The sequence below is a fragment of the Stenotrophomonas sp. YJH_SMC_106-19 genome (assembly GCF_059368375.1).
The window spans coordinates 127,485-142,882 of record NZ_JCAFRQ010000007.1; the positions used below are offsets into that span (position 1 = coordinate 127,485).

Annotated in this window: 16 protein-coding genes; 2 read left to right on the forward strand and 14 right to left on the reverse strand. The window is 68.6% G+C overall.

The annotated features are described in order from the left end of the window. Nucleotides 1-3: 3 nt before the first annotated feature. The 9 genes from AC5P5M_RS17230 to AC5P5M_RS17270 all read right to left on the reverse strand — a co-directional run bounded on the left by AC5P5M_RS17230 (nt 4) and on the right by AC5P5M_RS17270 (nt 9,204). Nucleotides 4-1,026 carry a symmetrical bis(5'-nucleosyl)-tetraphosphatase gene (locus tag AC5P5M_RS17230; RefSeq protein ID WP_053519677.1) on the reverse strand — a complete coding sequence of 341 codons (1,023 nt, stop codon included), beginning with the start codon at nt 1,024-1,026 and terminating at the stop codon, nt 4-6. A 15-nt stretch (nt 1,027-1,041) separates the two neighbouring features. Further along, nucleotides 1,042-1,425 (reverse strand): Co2+/Mg2+ efflux facilitator ApaG/CorD, encoded by a 384-nt coding sequence (apaG, locus tag AC5P5M_RS17235; RefSeq protein ID WP_053519676.1) that lies wholly within the window; start codon nt 1,423-1,425, stop codon nt 1,042-1,044. Between the two features lie 13 nt (nt 1,426-1,438). After that, nucleotides 1,439-2,242, reverse strand: a complete 804-nt coding sequence (gene rsmA / locus AC5P5M_RS17240) for a 16S rRNA (adenine(1518)-N(6)/adenine(1519)-N(6))-dimethyltransferase RsmA (RefSeq protein WP_495206186.1) — start codon at nt 2,240-2,242, stop codon at nt 1,439-1,441. After that, nucleotides 2,239-3,219 carry a 4-hydroxythreonine-4-phosphate dehydrogenase PdxA gene (gene pdxA / locus AC5P5M_RS17245; protein WP_495206187.1) on the reverse strand — a complete coding sequence of 327 codons (981 nt, stop codon included), beginning with the start codon at nt 3,217-3,219 and terminating at the stop codon, nt 2,239-2,241. The genes rsmA and pdxA overlap by 4 nt, the downstream gene beginning before the upstream one ends. Nucleotides 3,220-3,222: 3 nt before the next feature. Further along, nucleotides 3,223-4,566, reverse strand: coding sequence for a peptidylprolyl isomerase (locus AC5P5M_RS17250; RefSeq protein ID WP_495206188.1), 1,344 nt, complete (start codon nt 4,564-4,566; stop codon nt 3,223-3,225). Beyond that, on the reverse strand, nt 4,563-7,019 hold the full coding sequence (gene lptD / locus AC5P5M_RS17255) for an LPS-assembly protein LptD (protein WP_080375337.1): 2,457 nt from the start codon (nt 7,017-7,019) through the stop codon (nt 4,563-4,565). The genes AC5P5M_RS17250 and lptD overlap by 4 nt, the downstream gene beginning before the upstream one ends. An 89-nt stretch (nt 7,020-7,108) precedes the next feature. After that, the gene (locus tag AC5P5M_RS17260; protein ID WP_495206189.1) at nt 7,109-8,047 is read right to left on the reverse strand and encodes a histone deacetylase family protein; all 939 of its coding nucleotides are present in this window, start codon (nt 8,045-8,047) and stop codon (nt 7,109-7,111) included. 9 nt (nt 8,048-8,056) lie between these two features. Beyond that, a complete protein-coding gene (locus AC5P5M_RS17265; protein WP_495206190.1) occupies nt 8,057-8,611 on the reverse strand; it encodes a cob(I)yrinic acid a,c-diamide adenosyltransferase in 555 nt (184 codons plus the stop codon). A gap of 8 nt (nt 8,612-8,619) precedes the next feature. Continuing rightward, nucleotides 8,620-9,204, reverse strand: coding sequence for a hypothetical protein (locus tag AC5P5M_RS17270; RefSeq protein ID WP_053519669.1), 585 nt, complete (start codon nt 9,202-9,204; stop codon nt 8,620-8,622). Nucleotides 9,205-9,313: 109 nt separating this feature from the next. Here AC5P5M_RS17270 and ubiH point away from each other — a divergent pair, with 109 nt between their 5' ends. Beyond that, nucleotides 9,314-10,522, forward strand: coding sequence for a 2-octaprenyl-6-methoxyphenyl hydroxylase (gene ubiH / locus AC5P5M_RS17275; RefSeq protein ID WP_197600878.1), 1,209 nt, complete (start codon nt 9,314-9,316; stop codon nt 10,520-10,522). After that, nucleotides 10,519-11,700, forward strand: a complete 1,182-nt coding sequence (locus AC5P5M_RS17280) for a UbiH/UbiF family hydroxylase (protein WP_065176233.1) — start codon at nt 10,519-10,521, stop codon at nt 11,698-11,700. Before ubiH ends, AC5P5M_RS17280 begins: the two co-directional genes overlap by 4 nt. A gap of 66 nt (nt 11,701-11,766) precedes the next feature. On the opposite strand, the gene AC5P5M_RS17285 is transcribed toward AC5P5M_RS17280, so the two are convergent. The 5 genes from AC5P5M_RS17285 to AC5P5M_RS17305 form a co-directional block, all read right to left on the reverse strand. Beyond that, nucleotides 11,767-12,165: an EF-hand domain-containing protein gene (locus AC5P5M_RS17285; RefSeq protein ID WP_065182845.1), complete on the reverse strand. Its 399-nt coding sequence runs from the start codon at nt 12,163-12,165 to the stop codon at nt 11,767-11,769. Between the two features lie 71 nt (nt 12,166-12,236). Then, a complete protein-coding gene (gene rlmM / locus AC5P5M_RS17290) occupies nt 12,237-13,304 on the reverse strand; it encodes a 23S rRNA (cytidine(2498)-2'-O)-methyltransferase RlmM (RefSeq protein ID WP_495206191.1) in 1,068 nt (355 codons plus the stop codon). Then, entirely contained in the window at nt 13,288-13,848 is a 561-nt protein-coding gene (locus AC5P5M_RS17295) for a nucleoside deaminase (protein WP_495206192.1), read from the reverse strand. The genes rlmM and AC5P5M_RS17295 overlap by 17 nt, the downstream gene beginning before the upstream one ends. Nucleotides 13,849-13,942: 94 nt before the next feature. After that, a complete protein-coding gene (locus tag AC5P5M_RS17300) occupies nt 13,943-14,665 on the reverse strand; it encodes a DUF6348 family protein (RefSeq protein WP_495206193.1) in 723 nt (240 codons plus the stop codon). A 48-nt stretch (nt 14,666-14,713) separates the two neighbouring features. Then, complete coding sequence (locus AC5P5M_RS17305) at nt 14,714-15,367, reverse strand: hypothetical protein (RefSeq protein ID WP_495206194.1); 654 nt, start codon at nt 15,365-15,367, stop codon at nt 14,714-14,716. Between the last annotated feature and the right edge of the window lie 31 nt (nt 15,368-15,398).

Consider the following 15,398-nt stretch of genomic DNA (forward strand, 5'->3'; position numbering starts at 1 on the left):
GGCTCAGCCCTGCGGCGGTGTGCCGGTGCTGTTGCCGCCACCCGTACCGCCACCACCACCACCACCGCGCCGACGGCGGCGACGTGGGCCGCGGTTGCCCGGGTTGGCAGCGGTGTTTCCGCCGCCCTGTTCCTTGCCCTGTGCCGCAGCGGTAGACCGCTCGTGGGCCGGTCGCGCCGGCGGCCGGGCATTCGGAACCGGAGCAGGTACATCGCGGCCGGGCACCTGCACCACGCGCAGCTCATCGGTATCGAGCTGGATCGCGGTCAGCTTGCCGCCCCATACCGCGCCGGTATCGATCGCGTGCACGCCCTGGGTGATGGTCAGGCCCAGCGCCGACCAATGGCCGCATACGACCTTCAGGTCGCGCTCGACCCGGCCGGGCACTTCAAACCACGGATACAGTCCCTGTTCCTGCGTGCCCGGCGTGCCCTTGTCCTCGATGCCGATGCGTCCGCGCGGAGTGCAGTAGCGCATGCGGGTGAGCACGTTGATGATCGCCCGCGAACGGTCGTAGCCGGACAGGTTCGGTGCCCAGCTTGGCTTGTCGCCATACATGTTGCGGAACAGCTTGCGGTAGCTCGCGCCGTGCAGTTGCACTTCGACTTCGGCCGCATGCTTTTCGGCCATCTGCGTGGTCCATTTCGGCGCAAGGCCGGCGTGCACCATCATCCAGCCCATCTCGCGGTCCACATGCACCAGCTTCTGCAGGCGCAGCCAGTCCAGCAGTTCGTCGCGGTCCTCGGCCTGCACGATGCGCAGCAGGTCCGGATTGACCTTGCGCTGCTCTTCCTCGGTGCGTGCACCGACCGCCAGCAGCGAAAGATCGTGATTGCCCAGCACGACCACGCTGTGCTCGCGCAGCGAATGCACCAGCCGCAGCGTTTCCAGGGATTGACCACCGCGGTTGACCAGATCGCCGCAGAACCACAGGGTGTCCTGCGCGGGGTCGAAGCGGAGTTTCTCCAGCAGTCGCTGGGTCACGTCATAGCAGCCCTGCAGGTCGCCGATCGCCCACACACTCATCGTCCGGCCTCCGTGTCAGTGCAGGGTACGTGGGATGGCCAGCACGAACGGTGCGACCGGCGCGGCGAATTCGGTGCCGTCATCGGCGACCATGTCGTAGTGGCCCTGCATGGTCCCGTGATCGGTCGCCAGCATGACACCGGACGTGTAGTGGAAGTCTTCACCGGGACGCAGCCGCGGCTGCTCACCGATCACACCTTCGCCATCGACGTGCTCGACGCGGCCGTTGGCATCGGTGATGCGCCAGTGGCGCGCGACCAGCCGCGCGGCCACCCGGCCCTGGTTGTGGATGCGGATCGTATAGGCGAACGCATAGCGGCCGTCTTCCGGCACGGACTGGTCATCGAGGAATCGCGGTGCGACCTCGACGGAAATGGCGTAAACGTCAGCGTCTTCCATACCGGCAGTGTAATCAGGAGGCATTGGCCAAGGCGATGAATTCGGCCACGTCCAGCTGTTCGGCACGGGCATCGGGGCGCACGCCGGCAGCGGCGAACTGGTCGGCCGACACCACGTTGTTCAGTGCGTTGCGCAGGGTCTTGCGGCGCTGGCCGAAGGCGGCCTTGACCACTTCGGCGAAGCGGGCATGGTCACGGATGCCGACCGTGGCCGGATCATGCGGCACCAGCCGCACCACGGCCGAATCGACCTTCGGCGGTGGCCGGAACGCACCCGGCGGCACCACGAACAGCGAGGTGACGGTGCAGTAGGCCTGCAGCATCACGCTGAGGCGGCCGTAGACCTTGCTGCCGGGGCCGGCTGCCATGCGGTCGACCACTTCCTTCTGCAGCATGAAGTGCATGTCGCGGACCACGGCGGCATGCTCGAGCGCATGGAACAGGATAGGCGAGGAGATGTTGTACGGCAGGTTGCCGACCAGACGGATCGGCTGTCCGGCCGCCAGTTCGGTGAAGTCCACGCGCAGCACGTCGCGGTGGACGATGGCCAGCTCGCCCAGCGGCTCGGCGGCAGCGGTCAGCGGCGCGATCAGGTCGCGGTCGAACTCGATCACCGTCAGTGACGGATGCACGCGCAGCAGCGGCAGCGTGATCGCTCCCTGGCCGGGGCCGATCTCGACCAGGCGGTCACCGTCCTTGGGATTGACCGCCATCACGATCTTGTCGATGTAGTGGCGATCGGCCAGGAAATGCTGGCCAAGCTGCTTCTTGGCCGGGGCGGTGAACACCGGGCCGGAGGGGGAATGCGGGGAATTCATGCGCTCAGTGTACGTTGCCGCGCAAGCTGCGCACACAGCGTCGTTGCCGCCTGCAGGCTGGATGGATCGGCAATGCCGCGGCCGGCCAGGTCCAGCGCGGTACCGTGATCGACAGCGACGCGCGGGTAGGGCAGGCCCAGGGTCAGGTTCACGGCCTGCTCGAAGCCGGAGTACTTCAGCACCGGCAGGCCCTGGTCGTGGTACATGGCCAGGACCGTATCGAAACCTGCCAGCTTGCCTGGCAGGAACGCGGTGTCGGCCGGCAGCGGCCCGACCAGATCCATGCCTTCAGCGCGCAGGCGCTGCAGCAGCGGGATGACCAGATCCAGTTCCTCGCGGCCGAGGTGACCGTCTTCACCGGCGTGCGGGTTCAGGCCGAGCACGGCGATGCGCGGCGATGCCAGCCCGAACTCGCGGCGCAGCGCGGCGTGCACGGTGCGCAGGGTGTGCTCCAGGCCGGGCGCGGTGATCGCATAGGCGACCTCACGCAGCGGCAGGTGGGTGGTGGCCAGGGCCACGCGCACGATGTGATTGGCCAGCATCATCACCACCTTCACCCCGGCCTGGTCGGCCAGCAGTTCGGTGGTGCCGCTGTAGGCGATGCCGCCCTCATTGATGACCGCCTTGTGCACCGGGCCGGTGACCACGCCGTGCAGCTCGCCCGACAGGCAGGCCTGGCCGGCGCCGAGCAGGGCGCCGATGACCGCGCCGGCATTGGCCGGATCGGCGTGGCCGAAGCGGCTCGGGACGGCATTGGCCACGACGCGCAGACGCAGGTCGCCCGGGAAGCGGGCTTCCGCCTTCTCGGGCAGCAGTTGCAGGGGCAGGTCCAGCGCGGCGGCGGCTGCGCGCAGGGTATCCGGGTCGGCGAAAGCCAGCAGCCGGCAATCATCGCGCGGCTGCTGGATCAGGCGGATGCACAGCTCCGGGCCGATCCCGGCGGGCTCGCCCGGTACCAGAGCGAGCTCGGGGCGCATCGGTCAGGACTGCGGCGGCGTCGCGGTGTTTTCCGCGCGGTCACCGCTGCGGAAGCTGACGTAGGCTTCGCCACGCAGCTCCTGCAGGAAACGGTTGTATTCGTCTTCCAGCTTGCGGCGGCCGATGGTTTCGCGGACCTGCGCACGCTGGTTGTCGTTGGTCACGTCGGTCTGGCGGGTCGCCACGCGCTGCACGATGTGCCAACCGGCGTCGGTGCGGAACGGCTGGCTGACACCGCCGTCCTGCACGCTCTGGACCTGCTGGCCGAAGGCCGGACCGAACGCATCTGCCGGGAACCAGCCCAGATCGCCGCCCTGGCCCTTGCTGTTGTTGTCCTCGGACGACTCCCTGGCCACCGTCTGGAAGTCGGCGCCGCCGGCAATGCGGGCACGCAGGGTGTCGATCTTGGCCTTGGCGGCCGCATCGGTCTGGTTGTCGTCCACGCGCACCAGGATGTGGCGGCCGTGGAACTCGGTGACGGTATGGGTGCCGGCGGCGGCGCTGGAATCGCGCACTTCCACCAGCTTCAGCAGCTGGAAGCCGCTCGGACCACGGATCGGGCCAACCACGTCACCGGCATTCATCTTTTCCATCAGCTGCGCGAACGCGGCCGGGATCTCGTCCATGCTGCGCCAGCCCAGGTCGCCGCCTTCCAGTGCATTGGGGCTGTCCGAGTAACGTACGGCGGCGGCATTGAAGTCCAGCTCACCCTCGTCCAGCAGGGCCTTCACGCCGTCGGCCTTCTTCTGGCCGGTGGCGATCTGCTCGGCATTGGCGCCGTCGGGCAGGGCGATCAGGATGTGCGCCAGGTGGTACTGGTTGCCGGCGGTGGCCTGCTGCTTCAACGCGGCATCGACTTCGCCCTCGCTGACGCTGATGCGGCTCTGCGCGAAGCTCTGGCGCAGGCGCTGCACGGTGATCTCGTCACGCACCGAGGCGCGGAAGTCGTTGAAATCGATGCCGTCACTTGCCAGGCGCTGGCGCAGCGCGTCCAGATTGGAACCATTCTGCTGGGCGATGGCATTCATCGCCTGGTTCAGCTCCTGGTCGCTGACGCGGATGCCGCTGCCCTGCGCACGGGCCACCTGCAGCTTGACCAGCACCAGGCGCTCGAGCACCTGCCGGCTGAGTACGTCATCCGGCGGCAGCTGGGCCTCGCGGCCGGCGTACTGCGCCTTGATGTTGGCGATGGCGCGCTGGAGTTCGCTCTGCAGGATCACGTCCTCATCGACGACAGCGGCGATGCGGTCCAGCGGCTGCGCCTCCTGGGCAAGTACCTGCAGGGGGGCGGACACGCTGGACACCGCCAGCAGCGAGGCGAGAAGAACGGGGAAGCGCTTGGTCATGGGATCAGATTCGGATCGTAGTCGTCCCGGGTCGTCCCGGTATTGCTGGGGGGCACGAGATAGAGGTCGTCGCGGTTGTAGCCGAGGATAGCACGGCGCAGGGTGCGGTCCGTGTCCTGGCCCAGGGAGCTGAGGCCCTTCAGCACGAACTCCAGCTGGATGGAATTATTCAGCTCGCCCTCGCGGTTGCGCACGTAGCGGCGGGCCACCGCGCGCACGGCCAGGCAGCAGCTGTCCCACTGGACGCCACCGATGATTTCCAGCGGCTTCTTGTCTTCCAGCGAGTAGTAGTAGCGGCCGACCAGGCTCCAGCGGGGGTTCAGCGGGTACAGGAACGACAGGTCGGCCTGCTTCAGCAGGTCGGTGCCGTCCGGGTTGATGCGGTGGCGGTAGGTCAGGTTGACCACGCCATCGTTGGGCATCAGGTAACGGGCGCGGAAGCTGGCCAGGTCCTCACGCTTGTATTTGGGGTCCCACTGGTAGGTCGCGCTGAGGGTCCAGCGGTCGTTGACCATGTAGTTGGCATCGGCGATCCAGGCCGACTTGCCCTTTTCCACCGGCGGGCCACCCGGCACGGCGGTCACCCGCGATTCGTCGAAGTACTGGATCTGGCCGATGGCCGCCGAGAACCGCTCGCGGCCGGTGGTCTGGTCGATGAAGCGGGTGCCCAGCGCCATGGTCAGCTGGTTGGCGTCGTTCTGGCGGTCGGCGCCGGTATAGCGCGAGTCGCGGAACAGCTGGCCCCAGCTGAAGGTGAAGTCGCGGGTATCGAAGATCGGCAGCTCGTCCTGGTTGCGGTAGGGCGTGCGCAGGTAGAACAGGCGCGGTTCCAGGGTGTGCAGGAACGAGCGGCCGCCGATGGTGGTCTCGCGGTCGAAGAACAGGCCGGCATCGATGCTGCCGATCGGCAGGCTGCGGCTGGGCGAGGTGTTGCCGCGCAGCTGCTCGGGGGTAGCGGTGGCCGGATCAACGCCCTGCGAAACCAGCACGTTGCGGCGGATGCTGTCGGCCAGCTGCCGGTCCAGGTCGTAGGCGGTGTAGCGGTAGGCCAGGGTCGGGGTCACGTACCAGGCCGCACCGCTGAACGGCAGCGACACATAGGGTTTCAGGTCCAGGCGTGCGCCGCCGTACATCCGCTGGGTCTGGCCGGTACGGGTGTACTCAAGGTCCGGTCCGGCCTCGGGGCCGTACTTGAAGTTGATGTCTTCATGGGTGAAGCGCACGGCTTCGGCGTACACGCCGGTTTCCAGCCACGACAGGACCGGCTTGTCCCAGTTGAAGTACAGGCGCGGCTGGCGGTTGTAGGCCAGCGCGCTCTCGTTGAGCGTGTAGTCGGTCAGCTGCCAGCGGTCGGCCATGATTCCGGCCGTCCAGTTCTGGCCGGTGCCGTACAGGCCAACGGTGCTCTGCAGGTTCGAGGCGGTCACGCCCACCAGGCGGTTGGCGAAGTCCTCGACGTAGCGCTCGTCGCTGACCCAGGCCAGGTTGGCACGTGCCTGCCAGTGGCTGTCCACGTTGTGGTAGCCGCTGAACATGACACGGCCGCGATCGCGGTCGCGCAGCTTGTCGTTGGGGATGTAGGCGGTCAGCAGTTCGCCGCGGCCGCCGTTGTAGAGGTAGCGGAACTCGTTGTCGAGCATCAGGCCGCGCCGGCTCATGTAGCGCGGCATCAGCGTGTCGTCGTAGTTCGGTGCCAGGTTCAGGTAGATCGGCTGGGTGTAGTCGAACCCGTTGCGCCCGGACATGCCCAGCTGCGGGAACAGCAGGCCGGTCTTGCGCCGGTCGTCGATCGGGAATTTGAAGTACGGCGCCCACAGCACCGGCACCTTGCCGATGCGCAGCACGGCATTGCGTGCCGTGCCGAAGCCCTCGTCGTTGTCCACTTCGATCTGCGGCGCCGACAGCTTCCACACCGGCTGCGACGGGTCGCAGGTGGTGTAGGTGGAGCGGTGCATCTGCCCGACCGCGCCCTGCAGGTCGACCGATTCGGCGTCGCCGTTGCCACGGCGGGACACCAGCTGGTACTGGATGTCGGTGATCTTGTGGGTGTCGCTTTCCTGGTTGCCCTCGGCGCGCTTGGCGACCATCCGGATCGACGCGTCCTGGTAGCGGACATTGCCATCGGCGATGTAGTTGCCGGACTCGGTGTCGAAGCTGAGCTTGTCGGTGCCGACGAACTGGTCGCCGCGACGCAGGGCGACGTTGCCCTCGTACTGCGGCACCGTGGTGGTACCCAGCAGCTGATCGCCCTCGATATCGGTCGGCTGCTGCTCGCGCGCGGCGCTGGCGGCGGCCTTGTCCTGGCCCGGAACCGGGGTCGGGGCGTCGGTGAACGCGGGAATGACGTCGGTTGCCGGGCACAGGCCCCAGTTGAGCGGCTTATCATCGGCCATCGCCGGCAGGCAGACGGCGATGCTCAGAGGCAGGGGAAGCAGGCGGAGGGCTCGGCGCACGCGGTTCGGATTCGGGCGAAAACGGACGGTAGCTTGCCCCATCCCTTGCATAGGGGCAATGAAGGCGGCCCGGTCGCACCGGTTCGGGTTCATCCAGCCGGGGGGGACGCCGCTGGCGACATCAGGGCCTGCACGTGGGCCACGCTGCATTCGGCCAGGGCCTGCAGGTCGTAGCCGCCCTCCAGCATCGACACCACCCGGCCGGCCGCATGGCGACGCGCCAGCGCATGCAGTTCGCGGGTGATCCAGGCGAAATCCTCGGTCTCCAGCATCAGATCCGCCTGCGGGTCGCGCAGATGGGCGTCGAAGCCTGCCGAGATCAGCATCAGCTGCGGGCGGAAGTCGTCGATGGCCGGCAGCATCTCGTCGGCCCAGACATTGCGGAAGCGGAATCCGCCACTGCCCGGCTGCAGCAGGATGTTCATCAGATTGCCCGCGCCACGGTCACGGCGCAGCCCAGAGTTGGGGAACAGGCCGGCCTGGTGGGTGCTGTAATACGACACCCGTGCGTCGTGCTGGAAGATGTCCTGGGTGCCGTTGCCATGGTGGACGTCGAAGTCGACCACCGCGATCCGCTCCAGCCCGTGGCGGTCGCGCGCGTAGGCTGCGGCGATGGCGATGTTGTTGAGCAGGCAGAAGCCCATGGCCGTGCTGCTGGTGGCATGGTGACCCGGCGGGCGCACCGCGCAGAACGCCAGCGGGTCCGCGCCCAGCATCACCGCATCCACCGCGGCCACACCGGCACCGGCAGCATGCACCGCCGCGCTGGCCGAGCCGGGCGAGGTCCAGGTGTCCATGTCCAGCTGGCGCAGGGGCACGGTCTGCGGTTGCAGCACGAAGTCGAGCAGGGCGCTGTCGTGGACCCGGCTCAACTCGCCGAACTTGGCGGGTGGGGCCTCGCGCCAGTCCAGCTGGCCGGGGAATGCGCCGCGCAGGGCGTCGAGCACGCCCTGCAGCCGTTGCGGGCATTCGGGATGGCCCGGACCGGGATCGTGCAGCAGGCAGGACGGATGGGTGAAGACCAGCATCGTACGGACTCAGCCCTGCCGGTGCTGGGGCTGCCAGAGCGCCTCGCCCTGCCCATCGGCGCGGGCCAGCACCCGGGCCAGCACGAACAGCAGGTCCGACAGCCGGTTGAGATACTGCAGCGCTTCGCTGCGCACGTTCTCATGGCGGGACAGCGTCACCGTCTCGCGCTCGGCGCGGCGGACAATCGTTCGTGCCAGGTGGCAGCGTGCGGCGGCTTCGCCACCGGCGGGCAGGATGAACTCCTTCAGCATCGGCAGCGTGGCGTTGTAGTAGTCCAGCTGCTGTTCCAGTGCCGAGACATCGGCGGCATGGATCGCGGCATGGCCGGGGATGCACAGCTCGGCGCCCAGGTCGAACAGCTGGTGCTGCAGATGGACCACCAGCGCGCGCACGTGGTCCGGAAGCGGTGCGGCCAGCAGCAGGCCCAGCGCCGCGTTGGCTTCGTCGACGGTGCCGTAGGAGGCGACGCGGGCATCGTCCTTGGCTACGCGCTGGCCATCGCCCAGTCCGGTGCTGCCGTCGTCACCGGTGCGGGTGTAGATGCGCGAGAGGCGATGGCCCATGGCGCAGCTCAGTGCCGGATGTCGCGACGGGCCTGCTGGAGCTTGAGCACCTGCTCCACGGCCAGTTGCAGGGCGGCGGCCAGCGCCACGTAGATCGCCGTGGTCCGCAGGTAGGGGCCGAACCACTGTGCGTAGTTCTGCGCCCAGCCCGCCAGCGTCGGCTCGGCAACGTTGCGGGTGGTCCAGTAGAAGCCCCCCTGCGCAAGCAGGTGGCACAGCGCCACCGAGGCCACCAGCAGGAGCGCACCCTTGGCCAGCACCGGCCAGCGCGCGCCGCGGTAGTTGTGGCCCAGCAGCATGCCGCCGGCCCACAGCGAGAAGTACGCCGGCAGCAGCAGCCAGTAGCCGGGCGACACGCAGTAGTGCTGCCAGAAATCCAGCCCCGCGCTGCGGATCACGATCCAGTCGACCAGCACCGCGAACAGCATCAGCAGCGGAAAGGCCCAGCGCGTCCAGCGCGCCAGGTAGAAACCGCCGATGAAGAACACCGCCCAGGAGGCATCGGGGATCGCCGCGAAGTGGTTGACCCGGGTCGCCGCCAGCAACAGCACGAGCACGGACAGGACGAAGGCACGATTGGCGGTGTCGGACATGGCGGCGGGCCCGGAGCGGATTCAGCTTTCATTCTAGCCCGCCGCGCGGGTTGGCGCAGGCAGCGTCGCGTTCGGTGTACAGCCGGGGCGAGCGCGTATCATGAACGCCATGAGTGAACGACATGACGTGCTGATCGTCGGCGGCGGACTGGTGGGTGCCAGCCTCGCCATCGCCCTGGACCGCCTGGGCCGCGACGTGGGCCTGATCGAGGCCAGCCCTGCCGGTGGACTGCCGGCGGTGTTCGACCAGCGCAACCTCAGTTTCGCCGCCGCCACCGTCAACGCGCTGACCGCGCTGGGGGTGATGCAGAAGCTGGCGATGGCGCCGGGACCGATCCGTCGCATCCATGTCAGCCGCGCCGGCGACTTTGGCCGGGTGCAGCTCGATGCGGCCGATTACAACCGGCCGTGGTTCGGCCAGGTGGTGGTCGCACGTGACTTCGGTCATGCGCTTGAGGCACGCCTGCAGGAACTGCCGCGGCTGCGGCGTTACCGGCCGATGCGTTTCCTCGGCCTGGGCGGGGTGGTGGAGGGCTGTCGCCAGGTGCATGTGGCCGACGACGCCGGCGAGCGCACGCTGCTGGCACGGCTGGTGGTCGGTGCCGATGGCACGGCCAGTGCGGTGCGGGAGGCGCTGGCCATCGAGGTCGACCGCCACGATTTCCAGCAGACCCTGTTCGTAGCCCGCGTGCGCAGCCAGCGCGCGCCCGACGGCACGGCCTGGGAGCGCTTCACCGATACCGGTCCGACGGCCCTGCTGCCGCGTGGCGACCGCCATTTCGGCACGGTGCATGGGGTGGCGCGCGAAGACGCCGACGCGGTGATGGCGCTGGACGACGCAGCGTGGCTGCAGCGCCTGCAGCATGCCATCGGCTGGCGTGCCGGGCGTCTGCTGGAGTCGGGTCCGCGCAGTGCCTACCCGCTGATCCAGGTGCTGGCGCGCGCCCTGGCAGGCGAGCGCGCGGTGCTGCTCGGCAATGCCGCACAGACCATCCATCCGTTGGGCGCGCAAGGCTTCAACCTGGGCCTGCGCGATGCGCTGACCCTGGCCGAACTGCTGGAAGACGATGCAGGCGATGCCGGCAGTGATGCGCTGCTGCGTGCGTATGTGGCCCGTCGGGAAGAGGATCGCCAGCAGACGGTGGCGTTCTCCGGAGGACTGGCGCGCCTGACCAGCAATCCTGCGCCGTTGATGCGCCCGTTGCGCAGTCTCGGCCTGGTGGCCGCGCAGCGCGGTTCGGTGCAGTCGATGCTGGTCGGCGGGGCGATGGGTTTCCGTGGCGTCGTGCCGCGACTGTGCCGCGGAGAAGCCGCATGAACCGCCGCGCGCGCCTGGACGTGGTCATCGTGGGAGGCGGCGTGGTCGGTGCCGCGTGTGCACTGGCGCTGGCCGATGCGGGGCTGGCCGTCGCCCTGGTGGAGGGCCGTGAGCCCGCGCCCTGGCAGGCATCGCAGCCGGACCTGCGCGTGTTCGCCTTCGCGGCTGACAACGTGCAGCTGCTGGACCGTCTCGGCGTGTGGCCTGCGATCGTACAGGCGCGGGCCTGGCCGTATCGCCGCATGCAGGTATGGGATGCCGCGGGAGGCGAGGACCTGCTGTTCGATGCCGACCGCCTGGGGCGTCGCGAGCTGGGCTTCATCGTCGAGAACGGGCTGTTGCAGGATCGCCTGTGGGCGGCACTGCCGGCGGCCGGGGTGCAGCTGCATTGCCCGGCACGGGTGGAGGCGCTGGAGCAGGACGAGGAAGGGGTGCGACTGCGCCTGGATGACGGACGCAGGCTGGAAGCGGCCCTCGCCGTGGCCGCCGATGGTGCCGAGTCGACGCTGCGCGAGCTGGCGGGCATCGACGTGGTGCGCCACGACTATCACCAACGTGGCGTGGTGGCCTACGTCGACAGCGAGCTGCCCAACCAGGCTACGGCCTGGCAGCGTTTCCTGCCGACCGGTCCGCTGGCGCTGCTGCCGGTGGCCGAGCGCCGCAGCTCGATCGTGTGGACCTTGCCTGACGAAGAGGCGGTGCGCGTGCTGGCGCTGGAGGAGGAGGCATTCAATCGCGAACTGACCCGCGCCTTCGCCGCACGGCTGGGCGAACTGCGCCTGGTGTCGCCGCGCGCCGCGTTCCCGCTGCGCCGCCAGCTGGCCCGCCACTATGTGGCCGGCCGCGTGCTCGCACTCGGCGACGCCGCGCATGTGGTGCATCCCCTGGCCGGGCAGGGCGTGAACCTGGGGCTGCGGGATGTCGCTGCCCTGCGGCAATGGCTGGCGCCGTCAGCCGAGCGCCGTGGCCAGCCGCGTCTGTCGCCGCAGCGCCTGCAGCGCTGGGCCCGCGAGCGGCGCAGCGACAACCAGGTGGCCGCCTACAGTTTCGATGCGATCAACCGCCTGTTCTCCAACGACGAGATGCACCTGACCCTCGCCCGTGGCCGCGCGCTGGGCTGCGTCGGCAAGTGGCCGCCGCTGGTTCAGGCGTTCTGGAAGCGCGCCGCCGGCGTGTGACGACCCCGTTTGGCGGTTGATCCGCCGGTAGCGCCGGGCCATGCCCGGCGGGATCCGTGAACCGGATCAATCAATCAGCCAGCCGGCCAGGTCGGCACGATCCAGCTTGCCGCGGCGCTTGCTGTCCAGCGCGGTGAACTCATCGGCCAGTGCAGGATTGGCCTGGGCCTCCGCACGGCTGATGAAGCCATCACCGTCGGTATCCAGCGCGGCAAAGTGGATGCGGTACTGGCCGGTCACGCTGCTGGGTTCAACCGAGCGCACCGTGACCTGGGCCTCCCCTGCGGGCATCGGGATATCGACGCTGCCGGTGACCCGTCCGGCATTCAAGGGCTGCTGGCGGATGGCTCCGCCGGTCGGACCCAGCGGTTGGCTCTGCGCGGGTGTGGGCGGCAGCTGCTGCGCCAGCACGGGGGACGTGGCCAGCAGGGCAGCCAGCAGCACGGGCAAACGCGGACGGTACATGACGGACTCCTGGCAGGCGTTGACGGAAGCGTACCCGCGGCATCCTGTGCGGGCGATGACCCTGCCGCGCATCACCGCATCGGCGACGCCAGCACGGTGATCTCTTCGCGGTCGTGATAGAGCTGCTTGGCACGCACTTCCAGCGACGTGCCAGCCTGCTCCTGGAACAGGTCCAGGCACAGCCGGGTCTCGTCCCAGCGCTTCTTCATCGGCAGTTTCAGATTGAAGATGGCATGCCTGCACCAGCCTTCGCGGAACCAGGTGGCCATGCGTTCGGCAACGCGACGCGGTTGCTCGACCATGTCGCACACCATCCAGTCCAGCGGCTGCTCCGGGTGCCAATGGAAGCCATCCGCGCGCAGGTGCTCGACCAGGCCGGTATCCAGTACGTGCTGGCGCAGGGGGCCGTTGTCGATGCTCAGCACCTGCATGTGCTGGCGGGTCAACACCCAGGTCCAGCCGCCCGGTGCCGCGCCCAGGTCGGCCGCGCGCATGCCGGGTTTCACCAGTGCCTCGCGTTCTTCCGGCGTCAGCAGGGTCAGCAGGGCTTCGTCCAGCTTCAGCGCCGAACGCGAAGGTGCCTCCGGCAGCAGTTTCAGGCGCGGAATGCCCAGTGCCCACGGTGCGCTGTCGGCGGGGTCGGCCACGCAGATGAAGGCGTGGGTGCCGTCCACGAACACCACGTGCAGGCGTGGCAGCCGTGCATTGGGCTTGTCGCTGAGCTTGCCGGCCTTGCGCAGCGCCGGGCGCAACGCGTTGCCGAACGCACGGGCGAGCCCGGACAGTGGCTTGCCGGCATCCGAATCCGGATGTTCGACCCACAGATCACCAAAGCGTGGCGCATCGGCCAGCACCTCCAGCATCGGCGTGATGCGATCGGCCGGATCCAGCTGCGGCAGTTCAGCCAGCACCACCAGCTTCTGCCGCGCGAAGATCAGGCCGCGCCACGGCAACCGCGGTGCCAACGCGGCCGCTTCGTCGCACATGAACAACACATAGCCGTCATTGCGCTGGGTACGTGCGTAGCCGGCGAACCCTGCCTCACCGGCGCGGAACTGCAGTTCGCCGGCCAGCTCCGGCTCGAAGCCCTGCCGGCACAGGCACAGCAGGCCGATGCCGGTTTCAGTAACGGGCGCCATCGCTTTCCCCATAGGCGCGCAGCACGCTGCGTGCGGCGTCGCGGTTCAGGCCCTGCACCACCTCGATGCCACGCTTGTTGAGCTCGCCCACCCAGTCGGCCGGCAGCGGGCCTTCGTCGAACGGGGTCAGTTCCTCTACATCGGCGGCACTGGCGCCGATCAGCAGGCGGTCGATGCCGGCCCACACCGTAGCGCCGTAACACTGGCAGCACGGCTGCGAGCTGGTGGCCAGGGTGACCGGCGACAGCACGGCATTCAGGCGCGGCGTCTGCAGGCGCTGCTGGGCCAGCATGTAGGCCATGTTCTCGGCATGTGCCAACGAGGTGGCATGCGGCATCACCCGGTTCACGCCGGCGGCGATCACCTTGTCGTCCGGACCGAACACCACGGCGCCGAACGGGCCGCCGCTGGCGTGCTCGACGTTCTGGCGCGACAGCTCGATGGCCAGCGCGACCTTGGCCTCATCGCCCGGATATCGACGATCCAGGTCGATCTCGTCGTGGATCCAGGCGGGAAGGGTCAGGTGGACTTGCGCATACAGCATCGCGGGGGTGCCTCGTGTGGGATGGGAAAAGTGCGGTTGCTTGGGAAACCGGCGCGCAGTGTAGCCGCACCGGCCTGTACCGGGTGTGGGCGCGTCAGCCGGGTGAGCCGGTGCGGATCACCACGTACTGCTTGCGGAACTCCAGCCCGGCCTGCGGCCAACTGGCGGCATACGCGCGCAGCAATGGCAGGGCAGGGGCGAAGTCGTGGCCATTGACCCGGCAATCGGCCTCGCACAGGCCATCGGCATCGCGCGAGGCGAACAGGCAGATGGCAAGGAACTGGCGCGCTTTCAGCAGCTCGTCGAAGGCGTCCATGCTCCTGGTGAACAGGCAGCAGGGGCAGGAACCGTGGTCGTCCTCACTGCATGTGGCGACCTCCACCTCCTGCGCGCGGTAGTGGGCCAGCGGCCCCAGCACCACGGTGCGCCCGTGTTCCTTGCCGTCATCACCTGCTGGATAGGTCAGGCCCATCATCGGCAGGCCCTGCGCATCGTCGGCGCCCACTGCGGTCTGCAGGGTGGCCAGGTCCACCCGCACCCAGGCCTGGAAGCCGGACAGCAGCGAGGCCTGCTCATCGGCGCCGTTGGCGTGCTGGTACTCGAACAGGCCATCGGCGAACAGGGTGGGGTGCTGCGCCTCGATGACCGTGGAGGTCTGCCAGCCACCGTTGTCGCGCGCGTGTGCCGCCATCGCATGCGGGGTCAGGCGCAGGCCGCTGTCCAGCAGCAGCGCGCCGCCGTCGACGCGGCTGGCGATGCCAGCGTCCTGCAGGACCTGCTGCAGCAGCGGGAGGAGGGCGGTGGACGTCGTGGTCATGTCAGGCCTGTGGATGGATCGGGTGGAGCATCCAGGCCGGGCCGGGTGCTAGTGATCGAGTGCTTCGCGTTCTGCGCGATATCGCCGTGCGTCGGACTGCTGCTGCGGATCGTTGCCATGGTCACGCAGCCAGGTATCCAGTTCGCGGCGATAGTCCGCGCGGAAATCGGCGTTGCCCGGGCTGAAGTGCAGCTTGCGTGCGGCGACCTCCACCCGCTCGCGCGCGCTGGCACGGGCCTGGGCGATGCCGTGCGGTGATTCGGTGGTGAGGATGACGAAGTTGCGCGGAAAGCCCGGCGTGTACTTCACCACGAACGGCTGGTCCTGAGCCGGGATGCGGATCGCGTTCTCCAGCGGCCACAGCGAGGCGGTGTTGGTGTGGAACACCACCTCCACGTCGCGACCCTCGGCGGTGCGCAGCACCGCTTCGTAGCGCCAGATGTACTGTTCGTTGAGCGTGGAATTGGTTTCCTCGGCCTTCACGATCACCGCTTCACCGCGCTCGCCCACCGCATTGAGGAAAGTGGCGTTGAGGAAGCTGCCGAGGAAGATGTTGAGCATCGCCAGCGGAAACACCACGATGGCGTAGACCGGTGAACGCCGCCACCACGAGACCAGCGCGGCCAGCCCCATTGCTGCAAAGAAGGTCAGCAGCGGATGCTGCGTCAGAAACCAGAGCAGGGCGGACAGGGCGGTGATCATCGTCGCGGGCGTGCGGGCGTGCGGGCGCCGT

What these genes read in the sequence shown, in the direction of transcription:
- rlmM (WP_495206191.1), bottom strand. Translation starts at nt 13,304, where the DNA reads ATGGCGCCCGTTACTGAAACCGGCATCGGCCTGCTGTGCCTGTGCCGG.
- AC5P5M_RS17280 (WP_065176233.1), top strand. Translation starts at nt 10,519, where the DNA reads ATGAACCGCCGCGCGCGCCTGGACGTGGTCATCGTGGGAGGCGGCGTG.
- apaG (WP_053519676.1), bottom strand. Translation starts at nt 1,425, where the DNA reads ATGGAAGACGCTGACGTTTACGCCATTTCCGTCGAGGTCGCACCGCGA.
- AC5P5M_RS17250 (WP_495206188.1), bottom strand. Translation starts at nt 4,566, where the DNA reads ATGACCAAGCGCTTCCCCGTTCTTCTCGCCTCGCTGCTGGCGGTGTCC.
- ubiH (WP_197600878.1), top strand. Translation starts at nt 9,314, where the DNA reads ATGAGTGAACGACATGACGTGCTGATCGTCGGCGGCGGACTGGTGGGT.
- AC5P5M_RS17260 (WP_495206189.1), bottom strand. Translation starts at nt 8,047, where the DNA reads ATGCTGGTCTTCACCCATCCGTCCTGCCTGCTGCACGATCCCGGTCCG.
- AC5P5M_RS17230 (WP_053519677.1), bottom strand. Translation starts at nt 1,026, where the DNA reads ATGAGTGTGTGGGCGATCGGCGACCTGCAGGGCTGCTATGACGTGACC.
- pdxA (WP_495206187.1), bottom strand. Translation starts at nt 3,219, where the DNA reads ATGCGCCCCGAGCTCGCTCTGGTACCGGGCGAGCCCGCCGGGATCGGC.
- AC5P5M_RS17305 (WP_495206194.1), bottom strand. Translation starts at nt 15,367, where the DNA reads ATGATCACCGCCCTGTCCGCCCTGCTCTGGTTTCTGACGCAGCATCCG.
- AC5P5M_RS17300 (WP_495206193.1), bottom strand. Translation starts at nt 14,665, where the DNA reads ATGACCACGACGTCCACCGCCCTCCTCCCGCTGCTGCAGCAGGTCCTG.
- rsmA (WP_495206186.1), bottom strand. Translation starts at nt 2,242, where the DNA reads ATGAATTCCCCGCATTCCCCCTCCGGCCCGGTGTTCACCGCCCCGGCC.
- AC5P5M_RS17285 (WP_065182845.1), bottom strand. Translation starts at nt 12,165, where the DNA reads ATGTACCGTCCGCGTTTGCCCGTGCTGCTGGCTGCCCTGCTGGCCACG.
- AC5P5M_RS17295 (WP_495206192.1), bottom strand. Translation starts at nt 13,848, where the DNA reads ATGCTGTATGCGCAAGTCCACCTGACCCTTCCCGCCTGGATCCACGAC.
- AC5P5M_RS17270 (WP_053519669.1), bottom strand. Translation starts at nt 9,204, where the DNA reads ATGTCCGACACCGCCAATCGTGCCTTCGTCCTGTCCGTGCTCGTGCTG.
- AC5P5M_RS17265 (WP_495206190.1), bottom strand. Translation starts at nt 8,611, where the DNA reads ATGGGCCATCGCCTCTCGCGCATCTACACCCGCACCGGTGACGACGGC.